The sequence below is a fragment of the Panacibacter microcysteis genome (assembly GCF_015831355.1).
Taxonomy (GTDB): Bacteria; Bacteroidota; Bacteroidia; order Chitinophagales; family Chitinophagaceae; genus Panacibacter; species Panacibacter microcysteis.
In genome coordinates, this window is record NZ_JADWYR010000001.1 from 2,741,297 (window position 1) to 2,757,110 (window position 15,814).

Genomic DNA, 15,814 nt, shown 5'->3' on the forward strand with positions numbered 1-15,814 from the left:
AAAACAGCGCCGGCATTTGCCGGCGCTGTTTCTATAAAGCAGTTGCGTAACTACAACCCGAACACACCTTTATTGATCAGTTGCAACGTTTGCTTTTTATACTGTGCAGGCACCAGTAATGAAACGTTGTTGTTACTGCCACCGTAGCTTACCATGCGCAGCGGTATTGTGCTGATGGCCTCAAACACTTTGGTCATCACATCCGGCGTTTGTGCAATATCATTACCAACAACAGAAACGATTGTCTGGTCTTTATCTACTTCTACCGTGCCAAATGGTTCCAGTTCTTTTACAATGGCGTCAAGGTTGGCGTCGCTGTCGATTGTTACACTTACGGCTACCTCAGAGGTGGTGATCATATCAATCGAAGTGCGGTATTTTTCAAACACTTCAAATATTTTACGCAAAAAGCCATACGCCAGCAGCATGCGGCTGCTCTTGATCTTGATGGCAATGATGCCATCTTTTGCAGCTACAGCTTTTGCACCGGCCTTGTTGGCATCTTCCTGTATGGTGGTGCCTTTGGCTTCCGGCTGCATGGTGTTTAACAGTTTTACGGGCACATTGTAATGCTGTGCCGGCCATATGCAGGCAGGGTGTAAAATTTTTGCACCAAAGTATGCAAGCTCTGCAGCCTCATCAAAACTTAAAGTTTCTACAGGCAATGTCTTATCTACAATACGCGGATCATTGTTGTGCATGCCATCAATGTCTGTCCATATCTCGCAAACACTGGCATTAATTGCTGCAGCAATAAGAGAAGCTGTATAGTCGCTGCCGCCACGTTTTAAATTGTCCACCTCACCCCTTGCATTGCGACAAATATAACCCTGCGTTATAAACAGTTTTTTGTGGCTGTTCTGCTGCACCAACTGGCTCAGCTTTACTTTAATGCTGCCCACCTGTGGTTCTTCATTGGCATCTATGCTCATAAATTCCAGTGCCGGCAGCAACAGGTGATCAATGTTGTTTTCTTCCAGGTAAACACAGAAAAGCTTTGTGCTCATCAGTTCACCCTGCGCAAGAATGTCTTTATTCAAAGCATCACTGAAAGAGATCTTCAGAATAATATTGAGGAATTCAAAATGCTCCGTAACGATGGCATTTGCCCTGGCTTGTGCATCTGCTGTTTGTACAAGTGTTTGTACAAAGTTCCTGTAATGCGCTTCCAGCTCATCAATCTTTCGTTTGGCTGCATCCCTGTCGCTGTGTGCAAGACTATCACTGATAGATACCAGCGCATTCGTTGTACCGCTTAAAGCGCTCAGCACAACGATCTTTGGTTCATCGTCCCTGGTTATCAGTTGTGCTACCTGGTGCATACGTTCCGGCTTTCCAACACTGGTGCCGCCAAACTTCATAATTTTCATGAGAAATTCCCCCGCCCCGATTTTTTTTTAAAGTATAATTTTTAGCGGCAGCAAAAGTAGCCCGTATCAAAGAAATTTGCATAAGAATTTTATGTAGCCGGCTGCAGCAACGCTAATGATCGTTTGTTGCGTCGCACACTTGTACTGTTGAACCATTATTCGCCAAACGCGAAGACTGTAGCGAAGTATTGATGCTGTCATAAGATACGCTAACGTCTTTTTTAGGCACGGCACCACACAGAACAAAAGCATTAATTATCAATTAATCAAAACCCGTATTCGTGGCGGCTTAGCAAAAATGCCGTACTTTTATTTTTTAGTGAATTAAACCACTGCTTATTTATGATCGCGTTTCTCATTTTCAAGTTGCTTATTTATATTTTTCTTATCTGTTTATTGTTCTACTTCTTTGTTTTTACTACCGTCAGAAAACTTGCACGCCGCAGAAAAATAAGAACACAGGGTGAAAAAGCACTCGCTTCAGTGGTGGATTATAAAATTGCCAAAGATTCAGACAGGGTTCGATCTTATTTCCCGGTATTACAGTTCAGAACAAAAGACGATGCGGTTGTAACTGTGCAAAGCCAGAAATCTAGAACAGAAAAATATCCCGAAGGGCATATGGTTACATTGTACTACATGCGCAGCGATCCTTCCAAATTCTACATATCAGGCCTGGTTCCTTTCATTAAAATTGCGGGTATAATGCTCGGCGGTTGTGGTGTCATTGTTCTATCAATCGAAATTTTCAGAACCATAAGGCAGATTATCGCCAATTTCTAGCACTCCATATTGCATTAACTGCAGGCGCTATTTCAAAAGCCAGCATCTTTAAAAGGCGAAAAAGCGCAGCGTTATTTACGTTGTTTGCTTATACTGTTTTACCTTTTATGCCTTTGTAAATAACCGCGTATATTCCCGCTCGTCCGGCTTTCTTTCTACGTAACTGCGCTATCTTTAAAGCTCAAACGGTAGCGCATGAAACACCTGTTAATCTTTCTTATTACATGTAGTATAATGCTGGGTGCAAATGCACAGCAAACCCAAAAACCGCCGCTGCACGGTAAACACTGGATGGCTATTACAGGTAAACCACTGGCAGCAGAAGCCGGCGCCATGATCTTTAATAAAGGCGGTAATGCTGTAGATGCCGCATGCGCCATGCTGGCTGCTACCTGCACCATGTGGGATGTACTCAGCTGGGGCGGAGAAACACAGGCACTCATCTATAACCCCACAACAAAAAAAGTTATTGCCATCAATGCACTGGGTGTTGCACCAACAGGCGCCACAACGGCTTTTTTTAAAAGCAAAGGCATGCAGTTTCCTCCCGAGTATGGCCCGCTTTCGGCTATTACACCAGGTACACCGGGCGGCATTTGTTATATGCTTGCCGAATACGGAACATTGAGTTTGAAAGAAGTGCTTGCGCCGGCTATGCAACTTGCAGAAGGCTATGCAATAGAGGCGCAGACGGCCAATGCTATAGAGCGCGGCAAAAAGATGATCAAACAGTGGCCTTACAGCAAATCAGTATTTCTGCCACACGAAGGTGCAGAGAGAGAAGCACCCGAAGCAGGCGAGATCTTTGTGCAAAAAGACCTGCTGGCCACGCTGCAAAAAATGGTTGATGCGGAACAGGAGGCTCTCAGGAAAAACAAATCGAGGAAAGAAGCCATTTATGCTGCATACGACAGGTTTTACAAAGGAGACATTGCTAAAGAATTTGTGCGTGGTGCACAGGAGCAGGGCGGCTTAATAACGATGGATGATCTTGCAAAATGGAAACCTGTTGAAGAAGAACCTTTGCACGTAAACTATAAAGGTATTGAAGTGTATAAGCTGCAACAGTGGACACAGGGCCCGTCTATGCTGCAGGCACTCAACATTCTCGAAAACTTCGATCTTAAAAGCATGGGTTACAATTCTGCGCGTTATATGAACACGTTGTACCAAAGTATGAGCCTTGCTTTTGCAGACAGGGATTTCTATTACGGCGATCCTTATTTTCCACCGGAGGAACCAATGAAAGGCTTACTGAGTAAAGCATATGCCAAACAAAGGGCTGCACTGGTTAACGATCAAATGAGCCGGCCCGATATAGGCCCCGGTGATCCTTACCCGTTTGAAGGTAAAACGAACCCTTATCTTGGCATTTTGAAAGAAAGAGGTTTCAATATCGCTCCGCCCGAACGTGCAACCCCCGGCGCCACGCCAAAGCATGACGCTACTTTCAACAACATATTCAACGGCACATTCGCAGCCAATACTGTTGACCCGGCATATACAGACCGCATGTGGCGTGGTACCACTTCTGTGGAAGCCGCAGATAAAGAAGGTTGGGTTGTTTCTATTACACCGAGTGGCGGATGGCTGCCCGCCTGCATTGCAGGCAATACAGGCATTGGCATGAGCCAGCGTTTGCAAAGCTTTGTGCTCGATAGTACGCTCGATCCCTTCAATGTAATTGCACCAGGCAAAAGGCCAAGGGTTACACTCACGCCGTCCCTTGCGCTGAAAGATGGCAAACCTTTTATGGCTTTTGCAGTGCAGGGTGGCGACACACAGGATCAAAACCTGCTGCAATGCTTTTTGAATGTAGTGGAATTTGGTATGACCATTCAGGAAGCTGTAGAAGCTGCAAACATCAACTCAGATCAGTTGTGGCTTTCACTCGGCGGCGAGCAGGTGGCAGACAGGCAGCCAAGGGCGGGCAGCATGCTCGTTAACAGCAATACGCCCGACTATGTGCAAAGAGCACTGCGCAAAATGGGTTATAAATTATACTTCGACGATAGAACGAGCGGTCCAATCAACGCTATTTATTTTGACTGGAAGCACGGCAGTTTCTGGGGCGGCTCCAGCAACCACGGTGAAGATTACGGTATTGGCTGGTAAACTTTTTACCCATAGCACTTTATCATCAGCACGCAAATACTAACGTGGTAATGGTGTTAACCGGCAATGGTTTTTATGGCATCGCCTGTTGTGTCACTCACTTGTGCGTTCCGTTTTTATGGCGGCTGCTGCGTTTCAGTTTGCGAAGTTCTGAAACGTTATCAGCAACACAAAAAGCGCCTAATTGAAAAGCTGCATCATATCTTCTGCCAGTATATCCATAAAAAACCGGCCGCGCTCAAAATCTTCTTTGGTGGTAATATCTCCGTTGTAGTTTTTAACTTCAAAAGCAATCATGCATTGCTGCTGGTGGCTGTCTATTTTAGACAGGTAGATTACATTCATTCTTTCTTTACCAAATATGTTGAAGTCAAGGCTTGTGAACAGTATCAGTTTTTGTTCTGTTTCATCTTCATAAGCCAGTTTATATTTTTCCGGCATGTGAAAGAGTATTTCTGTTACCTGTTCTTTAATGGCCGCCCAGGAGCAGTTAAACTGCTGAATAGAAAAGGGGTTCTGATAAACGTCGATCTGTTGCATGATGGATATTGGTTTAAAAAACTATAACACATGTAACGCATAATTGTGCCGGATTATTGAGTACGTAAAAAAAGAACGGCAGCGCTCTACGCGCTGCCATTAATATTACTAAAACAGTTATATATATTTGCCGGGCTTACAATTCACTTTTGTCAATAAAGTTGTTGCAATATCCTGCGTTATTACACCCGGCGTTGCCCGGTATTTTTTCCAGAGTTGAAGTGTGCGACGCAACAGGCGATGCCACAAGGTACCAATGCCGGGTACACAACTATTCAGACCGCAGGCTTTTTACCGGGTTATTTTGTGCCGCACGCATGGCCTTACTGCCCACGGTTATAAAGGCAATTGCCAATGCACTGATGCCCGCAACTGCAAATACCCACCACTCCACGCTTGTGCGGTATTGGTAATTGGTGAGCCATTTGTTCATCATATACCATGCAACAGGGAAGGAGATAAGCAACGAAACGGTTACGAGTACCATGAAATCTTTTGAAAGCAGTATGATGATGTTGCTTACACTTGCACCAAGCGTTTTGCGTATACCAATTTCTTTCACTTTTGTTTCTGCTGTGTAAGTAACGAGCCCAAACAAACCCAGGCAACTGATGATGATGGCGATGGCTGCAAACACATTGAATAACCCGGCAATGCGGGAATCTTTTTTGTACATTTCATCAAAGCTTTCATCGAGAAACCGGTATTCGAAGTCGTAATCTGCGTTGTATTTTTTCCAAACCTGTTGTATAGCAGCAATGGCCTGTGGCGCCTGGTTGCTGTTTGTTTTAATGTAAAAGCGCCACCAGTTCCAGAAATTTTTATAAGAGAATATGCAGGGCTCAATAGCGGTGCGCATGTTTTTAAAATGGAAGTCTTTTGCCACGCCCACTATTATGCCATCGCGGCCATGAAAATTGAAACGCTTGCCAATCGGGTCTTTGATGCGCATTTGTTTAATGGCTTCTTCGTTTAGTATATAATGGCTGCTGTCTGCCGGTGTGCCGGTAAAACCGGTACCCGCCACCAGTTGCATGTTCATCACTTTCATAAAGTCTCGGTCAACATCCATCTGGTTGATCATAAAGTTTTGCTGGTCGGCCGTTTTGCCATCCCACACAGCATCGCCTGTGGCACTCTGAATGTTGAGTATATCGTTGGAGCTTGCAGTAACTGCCGCTATACCCGGAGATTTTTCCAGCTCGGCTTTAATTGCTTCGTAATGCGCGGTAAAATTTCTGCCGTTGAAAGACATGATGTTTTCTTTTTCATAACCCAGGCTTTTCTGGCGTATATATTCCAGTTGCTGACCAATGATGAGCGTAGAAATGATCAGTACTACAGAGCAGGTAAATTGTATAACTACAAGGGTTTTTCTAAATGTACCATTGCGGCCAAGGCCGGGTATTAAACCTTTCAATGCCATTGCCGGGCTAAAAGATGATAACATTAAGGCAGGATAAACACCCGCAAACAAGACTGTTACAAACATGGTAACAACAGTAAGTGCCAGCACACGTGTGTCGAGAAAATCAAACGTGAGGTTTTTGCCCGACAACCCGTTGTAAAAAGGCATTACAGCATATACCAAAAATACAGCGAGCGTCATGGCAATGATGAATACCACGAGCGATTCTGTTATAAACTGCCAGAATAAATGCATTCGACCGGCACCAATAACTTTTCTTACACTTACTTCTTTGGTTCTTCTTGTAGACCGTGCTGTAACAAGATTTACGTAATTGATACACGCTATCAGCAGTATTACGATGGCAACGATAAAAAATATTTTCACCACCTGCGCACCATTATCTTCACCACCTGCGGTGTATAAATGCATTTGCGCCATGGGCTGCATTACATAAAAGAGATCTTTTACAAATTCTTCATCCTGGTTCTTACGGTGCAGGTCTGCCAGTTGTTTGCCAAAGGCCGCGGCATTGGTGCCCTGCTTCAGCAAAAAGTAAGTGTCGTAGTTATAATTTCCCCAGTCGCCGTCGAGGCTTTTCCAGTAGCTGTTTTCAGAGTAGCCTTCTTTCAAAATGTCGAAAGGCATTATAATGTCGTATCGTATGCTGGAGTTGGAAGGCATATCGTCCAGAACGCCTGTTACGGTAAAATTATCTTTGTTATTCACCTTTACTACTTTGCCTGTGGCAGTTTCTTTTCCAAAAAATCGCTCTGCGGCTGCTTTTGTAATAATCATGGAGCGGTTATCCGTAAACGGTATTTTCCGGTTGCCACTTATCATCGCAAAATCAAAAATGGAAAACAAAGAAGGATCTGCATAACAGGTTTTTTGTTCGGTAAACTTTTTGCCATTGTATTCCAGCAGCATGTCGCCATTGTCTGATATACGGCACACATCTTCAACCCCTGGTATTTCTCTTTTGGCAAACGTAGCAAGCGGCGCCGGGGTGGTGCTCCATATTTGTTTGTGGTCTTTGTCAAAGGTTGGAGACGGCTTATAAATCTGGTTAAGCTTTGTATTGAAAGTATCGTAACTCAGTTCATCCCATACCCAAAGCATGAGCATAATACTTGCTGCAAGGCTAACTGCAAGGCCGGCAATGTTTATAAAAGAATAAGTCTTGTTTTTTACAAGTGTTCTTAAAGCTATCTGCAGGTAATTTCTAAACATAATTGTGCATCATTTAAAAGAATATGATTGTGCCAACCAAAATTTTCAATGCACATGCCAATATTGCAAGATGTTGAAACAGAAATGATATTATTTTTTTAGCGCATGTAAACTGTTCGTATGCGAACACTGTTTGTACGGCAATGATATGATGAGCCAGGCTGCATTACTGTTATAAAGCTTTCGTTGCGTCGCACTCTTGTACTGCGGTGGGCAACTCAGCAACTGCGGTGTACGCACATTTATACAGGCACCTTGTGGTGTAGCTTTACCGCCGTTGAATGACGACCCCTGTATGCCGCGGTTATGGTATTATGGGTTATAGATTTTTACGTTGTTTTCCAAAGGCGTGCACCGCCTTTTATACCATCCTTATTACTTACAATAATTATGTTATCGTCAAGCTTAAAATCGATGTTTCTGGCGTTACCACCACTTATATACAACCGGTCATAATTGAATACCGTTTTTAAAATGCCAAGCACTTTCCTGATGCGTTCGTTCCAGTGCGCTTTACCTTTCTTCTCGTATGCCTTTTCGCCAATATAGTCGTCGTACACCTTATTGGTCTTTATGGGATGGTGTGCCAGTTCCAGGTGAGGCAACAGGTGACCATCATCAAGCAATGCAGTACCGAAGCCGGTACCCAGTGTTATTACCATTTCCAGGCCGGTGCCGCTAACAAGCCCCAGGCCTTGCAGGTCTGCATCATTTACCACTTTTGCAGGGCATTTAAATGTTTCTGATAAAGCTTTCTGCAGGTCATGGTCTTTCCAGTATTCAGTGCCTAGATTGGGCGCTGTTTTAATAACACCTTTTTTTACATAGCCGGGGAAACCCGCAGAAATCCTGTCAAAACCATCAATGCCGCCAGCGAGTGTTTTAATGGTTGCAATTACATTCTCCGGTGTAGATGGTTGCGGAGTTGGTAGCTTTTTATACTCAGAAAGCGATTCGCCTTCTTCGTTCAACAAAGTGATCTTAATATTCGAACCGCCGATGTCTATGGTTAAAATCTTCATTGCCTTGCTTTAATTACGTGTTGCTGTAATAATGTTTTGGAACGATAAATATACAACGTGCGTATGTTTCAGTATTGGTGAAATTTTAAAGAAGCGGCGGCTGTAAATTATTTGACAGTATGTGTGGCAATAGTTATTTTTAAAAAAAATTTCAACCAAAAAAATTAACCCTTATGAGTTTGTTCTCCCGCTTATCAAATGGATGGAAAATCTCCATGAAAAGTTTCCAGGTTTTAAAAACCAATAAACAATTGCTTTTCTTCCCGCTGCTTTCCGGCGCATCAATGATCATCCTTACTGCATCGTTTGCATTTGCTGCATTTTTCGCAAAAACCTGGATCAGGGATTTGATGGATGCAGAAGGCGCCCGGAAATTGTTGGCATATGCCGGTATATTTGGCTTTTACCTGCTTAACTATTTTATAGTGGTCTTTTTCAATGTGGCGCTCATGCGTTGTGTACGCATGGTATTCAATGGCGAAGAAGTTGACATGAAAGATGGTATCAATTACAGCTTTAGCAGGATTGGTACAATTCTCGGCTGGTCAGTTATTGCAGCAACAGTAGGTACTATTTTAAAAATTATACAGGAAGAAACCGGTATTGTCGGTAAAATCATAACCGGTATTATTGGTTTAATATGGAACGTTACTACTTTCTTCGTAGTGCCTGTATTGGCTTATGAAAATACAGGACCAATAGAAGCGATTGGTCGTTCTGCCGGCATTATAAAAGCGAAATGGGGAGAAAGCCTTGCTGGAAATTTTAGCCTTGGCCTGGTACAGTTCCTGGCATTGCTGCTTATAGCGGTACCATTGTTTTTTGTTGGTTCGGTTGTCAATACTTTTACCGGCATTGCATTGGCCGTATTTGCAGGTATATTGATTATTGCTATTATCAGTGCGGCACAGGCTATTTTTATCAGCGCTGTGTACCAGCAGGCACAAGGTGTGGAAGTTGCAATCTTGAATGATGAAATGGTGGATGACCTGTTTGTAAGAAAATAACGATATTGCAAGTAGCCTTACCAAGCCGCTTTCAAAGCGGCTTTTTTTATTAAAAAGCATGCATGTTGCACAAATGTCTGCTGCCATTGTGCCAACAAATATTTTGTAAACTTTTTTTGCTGGCGGTGCTTTAACAAAACATCCTGTAATTTTATAGAAATTGAGGTTTATGCGATTGGTAGTATTGATCACTTTTCTATTATTTTCTTTTGGTGCAGGTGCCCAAACCCTGTTACCGCTAACGTATGCAGATTATTCGCAGCGTTCCGCCATCAGCAGCATTCATGCAAACGACACAACGGCCCAGAAAAAATGGTTCTTTAGCAAATATGCAGGTCTCAGTACCAGTTTTAGCTTCTTTAAAGGTGGCAATGCAACAGTGGTTGCTGCACCTGTTGGCCTGCAAATAAACAGGCAGTTAAATAACAATCTTTTTGCCTTTGCAGGTGTATCTGTTGCGCCTGCATATATCAATTTCAACCAGCGTTTTCTTACCCAGGCCGGCGATAAGAATTTTCAGCAATCATCATTTTTAAAAGCAAACAGCCTCGGTATTTATTCCAGGGCAGAAGTAGGTTTAATGTATGTAAACGATGCCCGGACTTTTTCTATTTCCGGTAGCATTGGTGTGGAACGTGGCAGTTACCCCATGATGATGCCTTACCAAAACAACGGTGCAATTGCGCCACGAAACCCTGCAATATTCCAATAAACAATAAAGCTTTTATGGCTAAGTCATTTAAAGAGAGTTTTTCTATCAATGGGGAGCAACTGGTAAATAAAGTAAAAGAACTCATTGAGGAAGGTAACGTTCGCAAAATTTCTATTCACAATAAAGAAGGCAAAGAGTTAATGTCTTTTCCGTTAACCGTTGGCGTAGTGGGTGCGGTAATTGCACCGGTGCTTGCGGCTGTTGGTGGCCTTGCAGCATTGCTTGGCGAGTGCACCATTTCTGTAGAAAGGGATGAAGCTCCATAAGTAATGGAGTTAACTTTCTGTAACACCAGTGGTATAGCGTTACAAGGAAATTTTTTGTACCCGGCAGCAGTACATCGGTGAAACTTCCGTTGCGTCGCACTCTTCAACTGTTGATACATGGCTGAACATACGCGAAGCATACAGCGAGGGTATACAAACCGGATCGCTGCAGTCGCCATAACAGTGGAACGTTGAAGTGAGTGACACAACAGGCGATGCCACAAGCACCAATGCCGGTAACACCATCTTCTTTTTTAATCCAGCAAAAACATACCATCGGCATAAATTATTTTTTCTGTTCCGTCTTCTAACGTAGCCGTGACTGTGCGGTTGCTGGTGCTGATGATATCTGTATGCACTTTGGGGCAACTGTTGTAACCCATTTCGGCCCACTGTTCTGTTGTTACAGTACTCATATCGCCGGTATAAGTGTCTTTGTAGGCATTGCCCAGCGCAATATGTGTGTTGCCAAATTCGCCGCCCATGTTTTCGTCAAACAACGTGGTGGCCATAAACTTCGTGATGCGCGAATGACGTTTGTCTGTCAGTGAAAACTCACCAACTTTATCTGCATTTTCCTGCGCAATCATTTCCTTTAAAGCATCGGCATTTTCGGCGGCATCTGCAAAAGTAACAAGGCCGTTTTCAAAGACCAGTTTTACACCGGCAATGCGTTTACCGGAGTAATACAAAGGCTGGTTAAAATAAATATGCCCGTTGGTGCCGCGCCAGTCCGGCGAAGTAAAAATTTCGAAGCTGGGAATGTTTTTGCCGCCGCCACTCAGCCACTTGCGGTTTTTGCCGATCTGTATGTGCAGGTCAACATCCTGGCCTTTTACATGCAGTTTTTGCAATGGCAGCGCATCGAGCTTGTGTTTAATGGTCTCTATCTCCTGTTGTACTTTTTTCCATTTTGCCACGGGATCATCTTCCCGCAAATAACAGGCTTCGATAATTTGTTCCCAGTATGCTTCTGTAGAAAGCCCGGCTTCGGCAGCCATAGAAGGCGTACCATACAGGCACAGCGTCCACGATAATTTTCCTTCCTGTTCTTTCTTTTCACGCATGGCCATGTAAGGTGCTCTTGCACTGTTCATCATGCTTATGCGGGCAGAGGGCAACCCTTCAAATACGTGTATGTCTGGTTCTGCGATAATAAAAACAATATGGTCAATAGCATCTACAAGCCCCTGCCAGTAAGGCTTTGCAAAAAACGCCACTTGTTCATCGCTACCATTTTGCAGTAAAAAACGAGACAGGCTGTTCTCTTTTATGTTATCGGGCATATAGCCGTTTATGATATTGCCGCCGGCAGTATAAATTTCTTTGGCAATTGCCATGTATAAATTTTTGCTGCATTCCTGCCCCACGAGGTAAACGGTATCGCCCTTGTTTATACCAGCGCCATTATTTATTGCATAACGCACCATAACCTGGGCATATTTCTGTAGAATCTTTTCGTCAGGCTGCATATTCGTATTTTTTACAGCGAATTTATTGAATGCAGGAGGAATTAAAAAGTGGCAGCAGTGATCTTTGATGGCATACGGACATTTACTGCTGAGCCTCTTGCAAGGAAAACAGAACGCGGCTGCACATGCTGCACAAACGGAACAAAGCTTTTACCGTAAAGGCGCTCAACATTGCACTGCAGCTTGTGATCCCTTACTTTAAAAACCTGCCATGCGGGATGCTCTACGCGATAAGCAACCGTGGTCTTTTTATTAAGACCGTTATAGCCGACATAATGTTCCAGGATAAACTCCTCTTCAGAGCCGGGCACAATAGCGGTCAATGTATTTTCAGCTACAAGTTCCATTGAATTCCATTCCTCGTTATGGCGTTTCCATTTGTACGAAACGTTTAGTTCATTTTTGTCTGACTGTATGCTGTGAGACATCAAGGCGGTGCTGTAATGCTCATTGAACAAGCCATTGGCAAGCTTCGCTATAACAGCTGACGGTACAATCTCTGAAACAAAGCCTACTCCTCTTTCCCATTCACTGCCATTGAAATGCCTGATATAATAGCGCAGGTTTACTTCTTCAAAGTTTACAAAGCCAGGCCATTTTACGCCAAGCACACGTGTATTGTTAAAAAGAAAACCAACAATACTGATCATTGCCCTGCCATCAAAAAGATCCGGTTCTGTATATGGTGGAATGTATTGCTGTAATATTGCTGCATCTATTTCATAATTGAACATGGCCAGGTATTCCCAACTGGCCGAAAGAAATTTTCGTTTCTGCATATATCAGATTTTTTCCGGGAGTATACCCGGCTTTGCATACTTGTAACGGGCAATAAAAGCGGTATTGTAGTAAGCATCTGCTCCATTGCTGCATAAAGAGCCTGCTTTGTCAATATCCAGGAAACCATCAGGTCTCAAAACACCTGCTTCCAGTTGTACAAAATCAATCTTGCCGATTACGAGGAAGGTATCATTTAATGTTATGGGTATTATTTCCTGCATTGTCAATGCATACTTGATGGCGCTTTCTTTCACAAATGGCGCGGTGAAATGGTCTATGTATTCAGGTGTTAAACCTGTCTCGTCAAACTCGCTTACAGATTCCGGGTATTTTGCACTTGCCTGGTGCGCCGGCTCCAAAAATGACTCGTGAACATGATTGATGGTATACACACCGGTAGCCTTAATATTGTCTATTGTATGGGGCGCGGCTTTCAGCGGCCTGTTGATAAAACCTACCAAAGCAGGATCTGAGCCCATATGTACAATGCTGCTGAAAAGGCCGAGGTTGGTATTGCCAGAAGTATTTGCAGTGCCTATAAGGCTTATTGATTTAAAACCTGTAAGGCTGTTGATAAAGTTTGCCCTGTAAAAACGTTCCCACTGCTGTATGTCCGCGGCTTTATAAGAGATCATGATAAATTTTTTTTAAGTAAAACATTCTTTATGCCCGATTGTTGTTGAAGTGAATCAATAACAGTCACAAAATTTGAAGCAACAAAAGAAAGCCGATCTTCCGCAGAAAACCTGTGTGGTTTGTAAAAGACCTTTTAGCTGGAGAAAAAAGTGGGCAAAAGTTTGGGACGATGTTAAATATTGCAGCGACAGGTGCAGGATGCAAAAAAATCAACATCATGGGCAACAAGAGAGCGTTAGATGATTTTTCTATTGACCGTATTATTGAAATGGCCTGGGAAGACAGAACCACTTTTGAAGCCATTTATAACCAGTTTGGTTTAAGAGAGCAAGAGGTAATAGCACTCATGCGCAATAAAATGAAGCCTGCCAGTTTCCGGATGTGGCGCAAACGCACCAATGGACGCGCCACCAAGCACGAGGCATTAAGAGCAGAAGATGTCAGCCGTTTTAAATGTACACGCCAGAAAACAATTTCATTGAACAAGATCAGCAAGCGATAATTTACCTTATGAAAAACTACACGCAGCATTATACTTTTCCTACTTCTTACGATGCGATACTTGAACAGCTTGATGGCATTAAACCCGCCTTGTATGCGCGAACCAGGAATTTCGTAGATGGATCTGTCACTTATCTTTCACCATATATATCCCGCGGTGTAATCAGTTGCAGGCAGGTGTTAAATCATGTACTGAAGAAGGACCACAAGCCCTGGCAAATAGAAAAATTTATACAGGAGCTTGCGTGGCGCGAGTATTTTCAACGCACCTGGCAGCAACTGGGCGACGGCATATGGGATGACATTAAACGGCCGCAGCCAGACGTAGTGCATCATCGCATGGTAGATGCTGTAGCCGCCGCATCCACTTCCATCAATGCCATTGATGAGCACATACAATTATTATTTGATAAAGGCTATATGCACAATCATGTACGCATGTATGTAGCATCAATTACATGCAATATTGCAAAGGCACACTGGCTTGTACCATCCAAATGGTTGTACTATCATTTGCTCGATGGTGATATTGCCAGCAACACGTGTAGCTGGCAATGGGTAGCGGGTGCTTTTGCAACAAAAAAATATTATTGTAACCAGGATAATGTAAACCGGTACACATACAGTGAGCAGAAAGATACTTTTCTAGACAAAGAATACCCGGCCCTTGTTAATATGCCTGTACCGCCACAGCTCGAAGCAAGCAGTGAACTCACATTGCATACCCCGTTGCCACAAACGGCCTTACCAGCAATAGACATCAGCAAGCCAACATTTATTTACAACAACTATAACCTGGATCCGCAGTGGCACAGCCATGAAGATGGCAACCGCATCCTGTTACTCGAGCCATCTCACTTTGAAAAATACCCGGTAAGCAAACAGGTAATCGATTTTATACTGGCACTCGGCAAAAATATTCTCGGGTTGCAGGTGTATACCGGGGAGATGTCTGCTATAGCCAAACTTTATCCCAACAGTGAAACCGCCAATGAGCAAATCGTTTCGAAAGAAAACCCCGTATATAGCCATTATACCGGCAAAAGGGAAGAAAGAGACTGGATGTTCCCGGAAGTTGTAAAGCCGTATTCCTCTTTCTTTGCATTCTGGAAAAAATGCGCCCCTTACCTCAAAGAATATACTGGCAATCAGTAAATGAATCACAATATGAACCAGGCAATTGATTTATTAAAACAAAAAATTGAACCGTTAAGAGAACAGATCATTCATCACCCTGTGTACAGTGTAATCAGAAATGCAGATGATCTCAGGATTTTTATGCAATACCACGTATATGCAGTGTGGGATTTTATGTCTTTGCTTAAATCGCTTCAGCAAAACCTCACCTGCACCAGTATTCCATGGTTTCCCAGGGGTAATGCAGATACACGTTTCCTCATCAATGAAATTGTAACGGGCGAAGAGTCTGATGTTGATATGAATGGCGAACGTACCAGTCATTTTGAACTATACTTACAGGCCATGGAACAATGTGGCGCAGCCACTGCAGGTATCAATACTTTTATTGCAACATTACAGCAATCCCGAAACCTGGCTGCTGCATTTGACAATGCCGGTACGCCTGCCGCTGCCGCAGCTTTTGTAGATTATACATTCCAGGTGATCAATACCGGTAAAACGCATGTGCAGTCGGCTGTCTTTACATTTGGCAGGGAAGATCTTATACCCAATATGTTCATTTCGCTCTTACAGGATATCAACAACGAAATGCCCGGCAGCATTGCAATATTCAGGTATTATATTGAACGGCATATAGAAGTAGACGGCGATCACCACAGCAACCTCGCTTTACAAATGACCGCAAATCTTTGTGGCAATAATGAACAATACTGGAAAGAAGCAGAAGCAGCGGTAGTTGCATCCCTGCAAAAACGCATTGAGCTTTGGAACGGTGCTCACCGCGCTATATTGCAGCAGGAGGCTGTAATAGTATAATCTCAAAAACTCA

The 15,814-nt window shown here is 43.4% G+C and carries 16 protein-coding genes; 9 read left to right on the plus strand and 7 right to left on the minus strand.

Annotated elements, in window-relative coordinates; all coding sequences use genetic code 11:
• Positions 1 to 50: 50 nt before the first annotated feature.
• Positions 51 to 1,361, minus strand: a complete 1,311-nt coding sequence (locus tag I5907_RS11240) for an aspartate kinase (protein ID WP_231402027.1) — start codon at positions 1,359 to 1,361, stop codon at positions 51 to 53.
• 351 nt (positions 1,362 to 1,712) lie between these two features.
• Between I5907_RS11240 and I5907_RS11245 the strand changes: the two genes are divergently transcribed.
• Together I5907_RS11245 and I5907_RS11250 are read left to right on the plus strand one after the other, a co-directional pair.
• Entirely contained in the window at positions 1,713 to 2,153 is a 441-nt protein-coding gene (locus I5907_RS11245; protein ID WP_196990805.1) for a DUF3592 domain-containing protein, read from the plus strand.
• Positions 2,154 to 2,348: 195 nt separating this feature from the next.
• Entirely contained in the window at positions 2,349 to 4,268 is a 1,920-nt protein-coding gene (locus I5907_RS11250) for a gamma-glutamyltransferase family protein (protein WP_196990806.1), read from the plus strand.
• A 180-nt stretch (positions 4,269 to 4,448) separates the two neighbouring features.
• On the opposite strand, the gene I5907_RS11255 is transcribed toward I5907_RS11250, so the two are convergent.
• The 3 genes from I5907_RS11255 to I5907_RS11265 form a co-directional block, all read right to left on the minus strand.
• Positions 4,449 to 4,808: a hypothetical protein gene (locus I5907_RS11255; protein WP_196990807.1), complete on the minus strand. Its 360-nt coding sequence runs from the start codon at positions 4,806 to 4,808 to the stop codon at positions 4,449 to 4,451.
• 271 nt (positions 4,809 to 5,079) lie between these two features.
• The gene (locus tag I5907_RS11260) at positions 5,080 to 7,449 is read right to left on the minus strand and encodes an ABC transporter permease (RefSeq protein WP_196990808.1); all 2,370 of its coding nucleotides are present in this window, start codon (positions 7,447 to 7,449) and stop codon (positions 5,080 to 5,082) included.
• A 329-nt stretch (positions 7,450 to 7,778) separates the two neighbouring features.
• The gene (locus I5907_RS11265; protein ID WP_196990809.1) at positions 7,779 to 8,471 is read right to left on the minus strand and encodes an ROK family protein; all 693 of its coding nucleotides are present in this window, start codon (positions 8,469 to 8,471) and stop codon (positions 7,779 to 7,781) included.
• Positions 8,472 to 8,644: 173 nt separating this feature from the next.
• Between I5907_RS11265 and I5907_RS11270 the strand changes: the two genes are divergently transcribed.
• From I5907_RS11270 to I5907_RS11280, 3 genes are all read left to right on the plus strand, one after another.
• On the plus strand, positions 8,645 to 9,478 hold the full coding sequence (locus tag I5907_RS11270) for a DUF6159 family protein (protein ID WP_196990810.1): 834 nt from the start codon (positions 8,645 to 8,647) through the stop codon (positions 9,476 to 9,478).
• Between the two features lie 169 nt (positions 9,479 to 9,647).
• On the plus strand, positions 9,648 to 10,190 hold the full coding sequence (locus I5907_RS11275; protein WP_196990811.1) for a hypothetical protein: 543 nt from the start codon (positions 9,648 to 9,650) through the stop codon (positions 10,188 to 10,190).
• A gap of 14 nt (positions 10,191 to 10,204) precedes the next feature.
• Positions 10,205 to 10,456: a DUF4342 domain-containing protein gene (locus tag I5907_RS11280; protein ID WP_196990812.1), complete on the plus strand. Its 252-nt coding sequence runs from the start codon at positions 10,205 to 10,207 to the stop codon at positions 10,454 to 10,456.
• A 254-nt stretch (positions 10,457 to 10,710) separates the two neighbouring features.
• On the opposite strand, the gene I5907_RS11285 is transcribed toward I5907_RS11280, so the two are convergent.
• The 3 genes from I5907_RS11285 to I5907_RS11295 are packed head-to-tail and all read right to left on the minus strand — an operon-like array spanning position 10,711 to position 13,343.
• Positions 10,711 to 11,928, minus strand: a complete 1,218-nt coding sequence (locus I5907_RS11285; protein WP_196990813.1) for an aminopeptidase — start codon at positions 11,926 to 11,928, stop codon at positions 10,711 to 10,713.
• A gap of 41 nt (positions 11,929 to 11,969) precedes the next feature.
• Positions 11,970 to 12,707, minus strand: a complete 738-nt coding sequence (locus I5907_RS11290) for a YqjF family protein (RefSeq protein WP_196990814.1) — start codon at positions 12,705 to 12,707, stop codon at positions 11,970 to 11,972.
• Between the two features lie 3 nt (positions 12,708 to 12,710).
• Entirely contained in the window at positions 12,711 to 13,343 is a 633-nt protein-coding gene (locus I5907_RS11295; RefSeq protein WP_196990815.1) for a flavin reductase family protein, read from the minus strand.
• Between the two features lie 73 nt (positions 13,344 to 13,416).
• Between I5907_RS11295 and I5907_RS21910 the strand changes: the two genes are divergently transcribed.
• Genes I5907_RS21910 through I5907_RS11315 form a run of 4 tightly spaced genes read left to right on the plus strand, consistent with a single transcriptional unit; the run spans position 13,417 to position 15,801 of the window.
• Complete coding sequence (locus I5907_RS21910) at positions 13,417 to 13,587, plus strand: DUF2256 domain-containing protein (RefSeq protein WP_196990816.1); 171 nt, start codon at positions 13,417 to 13,419, stop codon at positions 13,585 to 13,587.
• Positions 13,562 to 13,846, plus strand: coding sequence for a TIGR03643 family protein (locus tag I5907_RS11305; protein WP_196990817.1), 285 nt, complete (start codon positions 13,562 to 13,564; stop codon positions 13,844 to 13,846). The genes I5907_RS21910 and I5907_RS11305 overlap by 26 nt, the downstream gene beginning before the upstream one ends.
• A gap of 8 nt (positions 13,847 to 13,854) precedes the next feature.
• Entirely contained in the window at positions 13,855 to 15,000 is a 1,146-nt protein-coding gene (locus I5907_RS11310; RefSeq protein WP_196990818.1) for an FAD-binding domain-containing protein, read from the plus strand.
• 12 nt (positions 15,001 to 15,012) lie between these two features.
• Positions 15,013 to 15,801: a DUF3050 domain-containing protein gene (locus I5907_RS11315; RefSeq protein WP_196990819.1), complete on the plus strand. Its 789-nt coding sequence runs from the start codon at positions 15,013 to 15,015 to the stop codon at positions 15,799 to 15,801.
• Positions 15,802 to 15,814 lie beyond the last annotated feature (13 nt).

What these genes read in the sequence shown, in the direction of transcription:
- I5907_RS11240 (WP_231402027.1), bottom strand. Translation starts at nt 1,361, where the DNA reads ATGAAGTTTGGCGGCACCAGTGTTGGAAAGCCGGAACGTATGCACCAG.
- I5907_RS11245 (WP_196990805.1), top strand. Translation starts at nt 1,713, where the DNA reads ATGATCGCGTTTCTCATTTTCAAGTTGCTTATTTATATTTTTCTTATC.
- I5907_RS11250 (WP_196990806.1), top strand. Translation starts at nt 2,349, where the DNA reads ATGAAACACCTGTTAATCTTTCTTATTACATGTAGTATAATGCTGGGT.
- I5907_RS11255 (WP_196990807.1), bottom strand. Translation starts at nt 4,808, where the DNA reads ATGCAACAGATCGACGTTTATCAGAACCCCTTTTCTATTCAGCAGTTT.
- I5907_RS11260 (WP_196990808.1), bottom strand. Translation starts at nt 7,449, where the DNA reads ATGTTTAGAAATTACCTGCAGATAGCTTTAAGAACACTTGTAAAAAAC.
- I5907_RS11265 (WP_196990809.1), bottom strand. Translation starts at nt 8,471, where the DNA reads ATGAAGATTTTAACCATAGACATCGGCGGTTCGAATATTAAGATCACT.
- I5907_RS11270 (WP_196990810.1), top strand. Translation starts at nt 8,645, where the DNA reads ATGAGTTTGTTCTCCCGCTTATCAAATGGATGGAAAATCTCCATGAAA.
- I5907_RS11275 (WP_196990811.1), top strand. Translation starts at nt 9,648, where the DNA reads ATGCGATTGGTAGTATTGATCACTTTTCTATTATTTTCTTTTGGTGCA.
- I5907_RS11280 (WP_196990812.1), top strand. Translation starts at nt 10,205, where the DNA reads ATGGCTAAGTCATTTAAAGAGAGTTTTTCTATCAATGGGGAGCAACTG.
- I5907_RS11285 (WP_196990813.1), bottom strand. Translation starts at nt 11,928, where the DNA reads ATGCAGCCTGACGAAAAGATTCTACAGAAATATGCCCAGGTTATGGTG.
- I5907_RS11290 (WP_196990814.1), bottom strand. Translation starts at nt 12,707, where the DNA reads ATGCAGAAACGAAAATTTCTTTCGGCCAGTTGGGAATACCTGGCCATG.
- I5907_RS11295 (WP_196990815.1), bottom strand. Translation starts at nt 13,343, where the DNA reads ATGATCTCTTATAAAGCCGCGGACATACAGCAGTGGGAACGTTTTTAC.
- I5907_RS11305 (WP_196990817.1), top strand. Translation starts at nt 13,562, where the DNA reads ATGGGCAACAAGAGAGCGTTAGATGATTTTTCTATTGACCGTATTATT.
- I5907_RS11310 (WP_196990818.1), top strand. Translation starts at nt 13,855, where the DNA reads ATGAAAAACTACACGCAGCATTATACTTTTCCTACTTCTTACGATGCG.
- I5907_RS11315 (WP_196990819.1), top strand. Translation starts at nt 15,013, where the DNA reads ATGAACCAGGCAATTGATTTATTAAAACAAAAAATTGAACCGTTAAGA.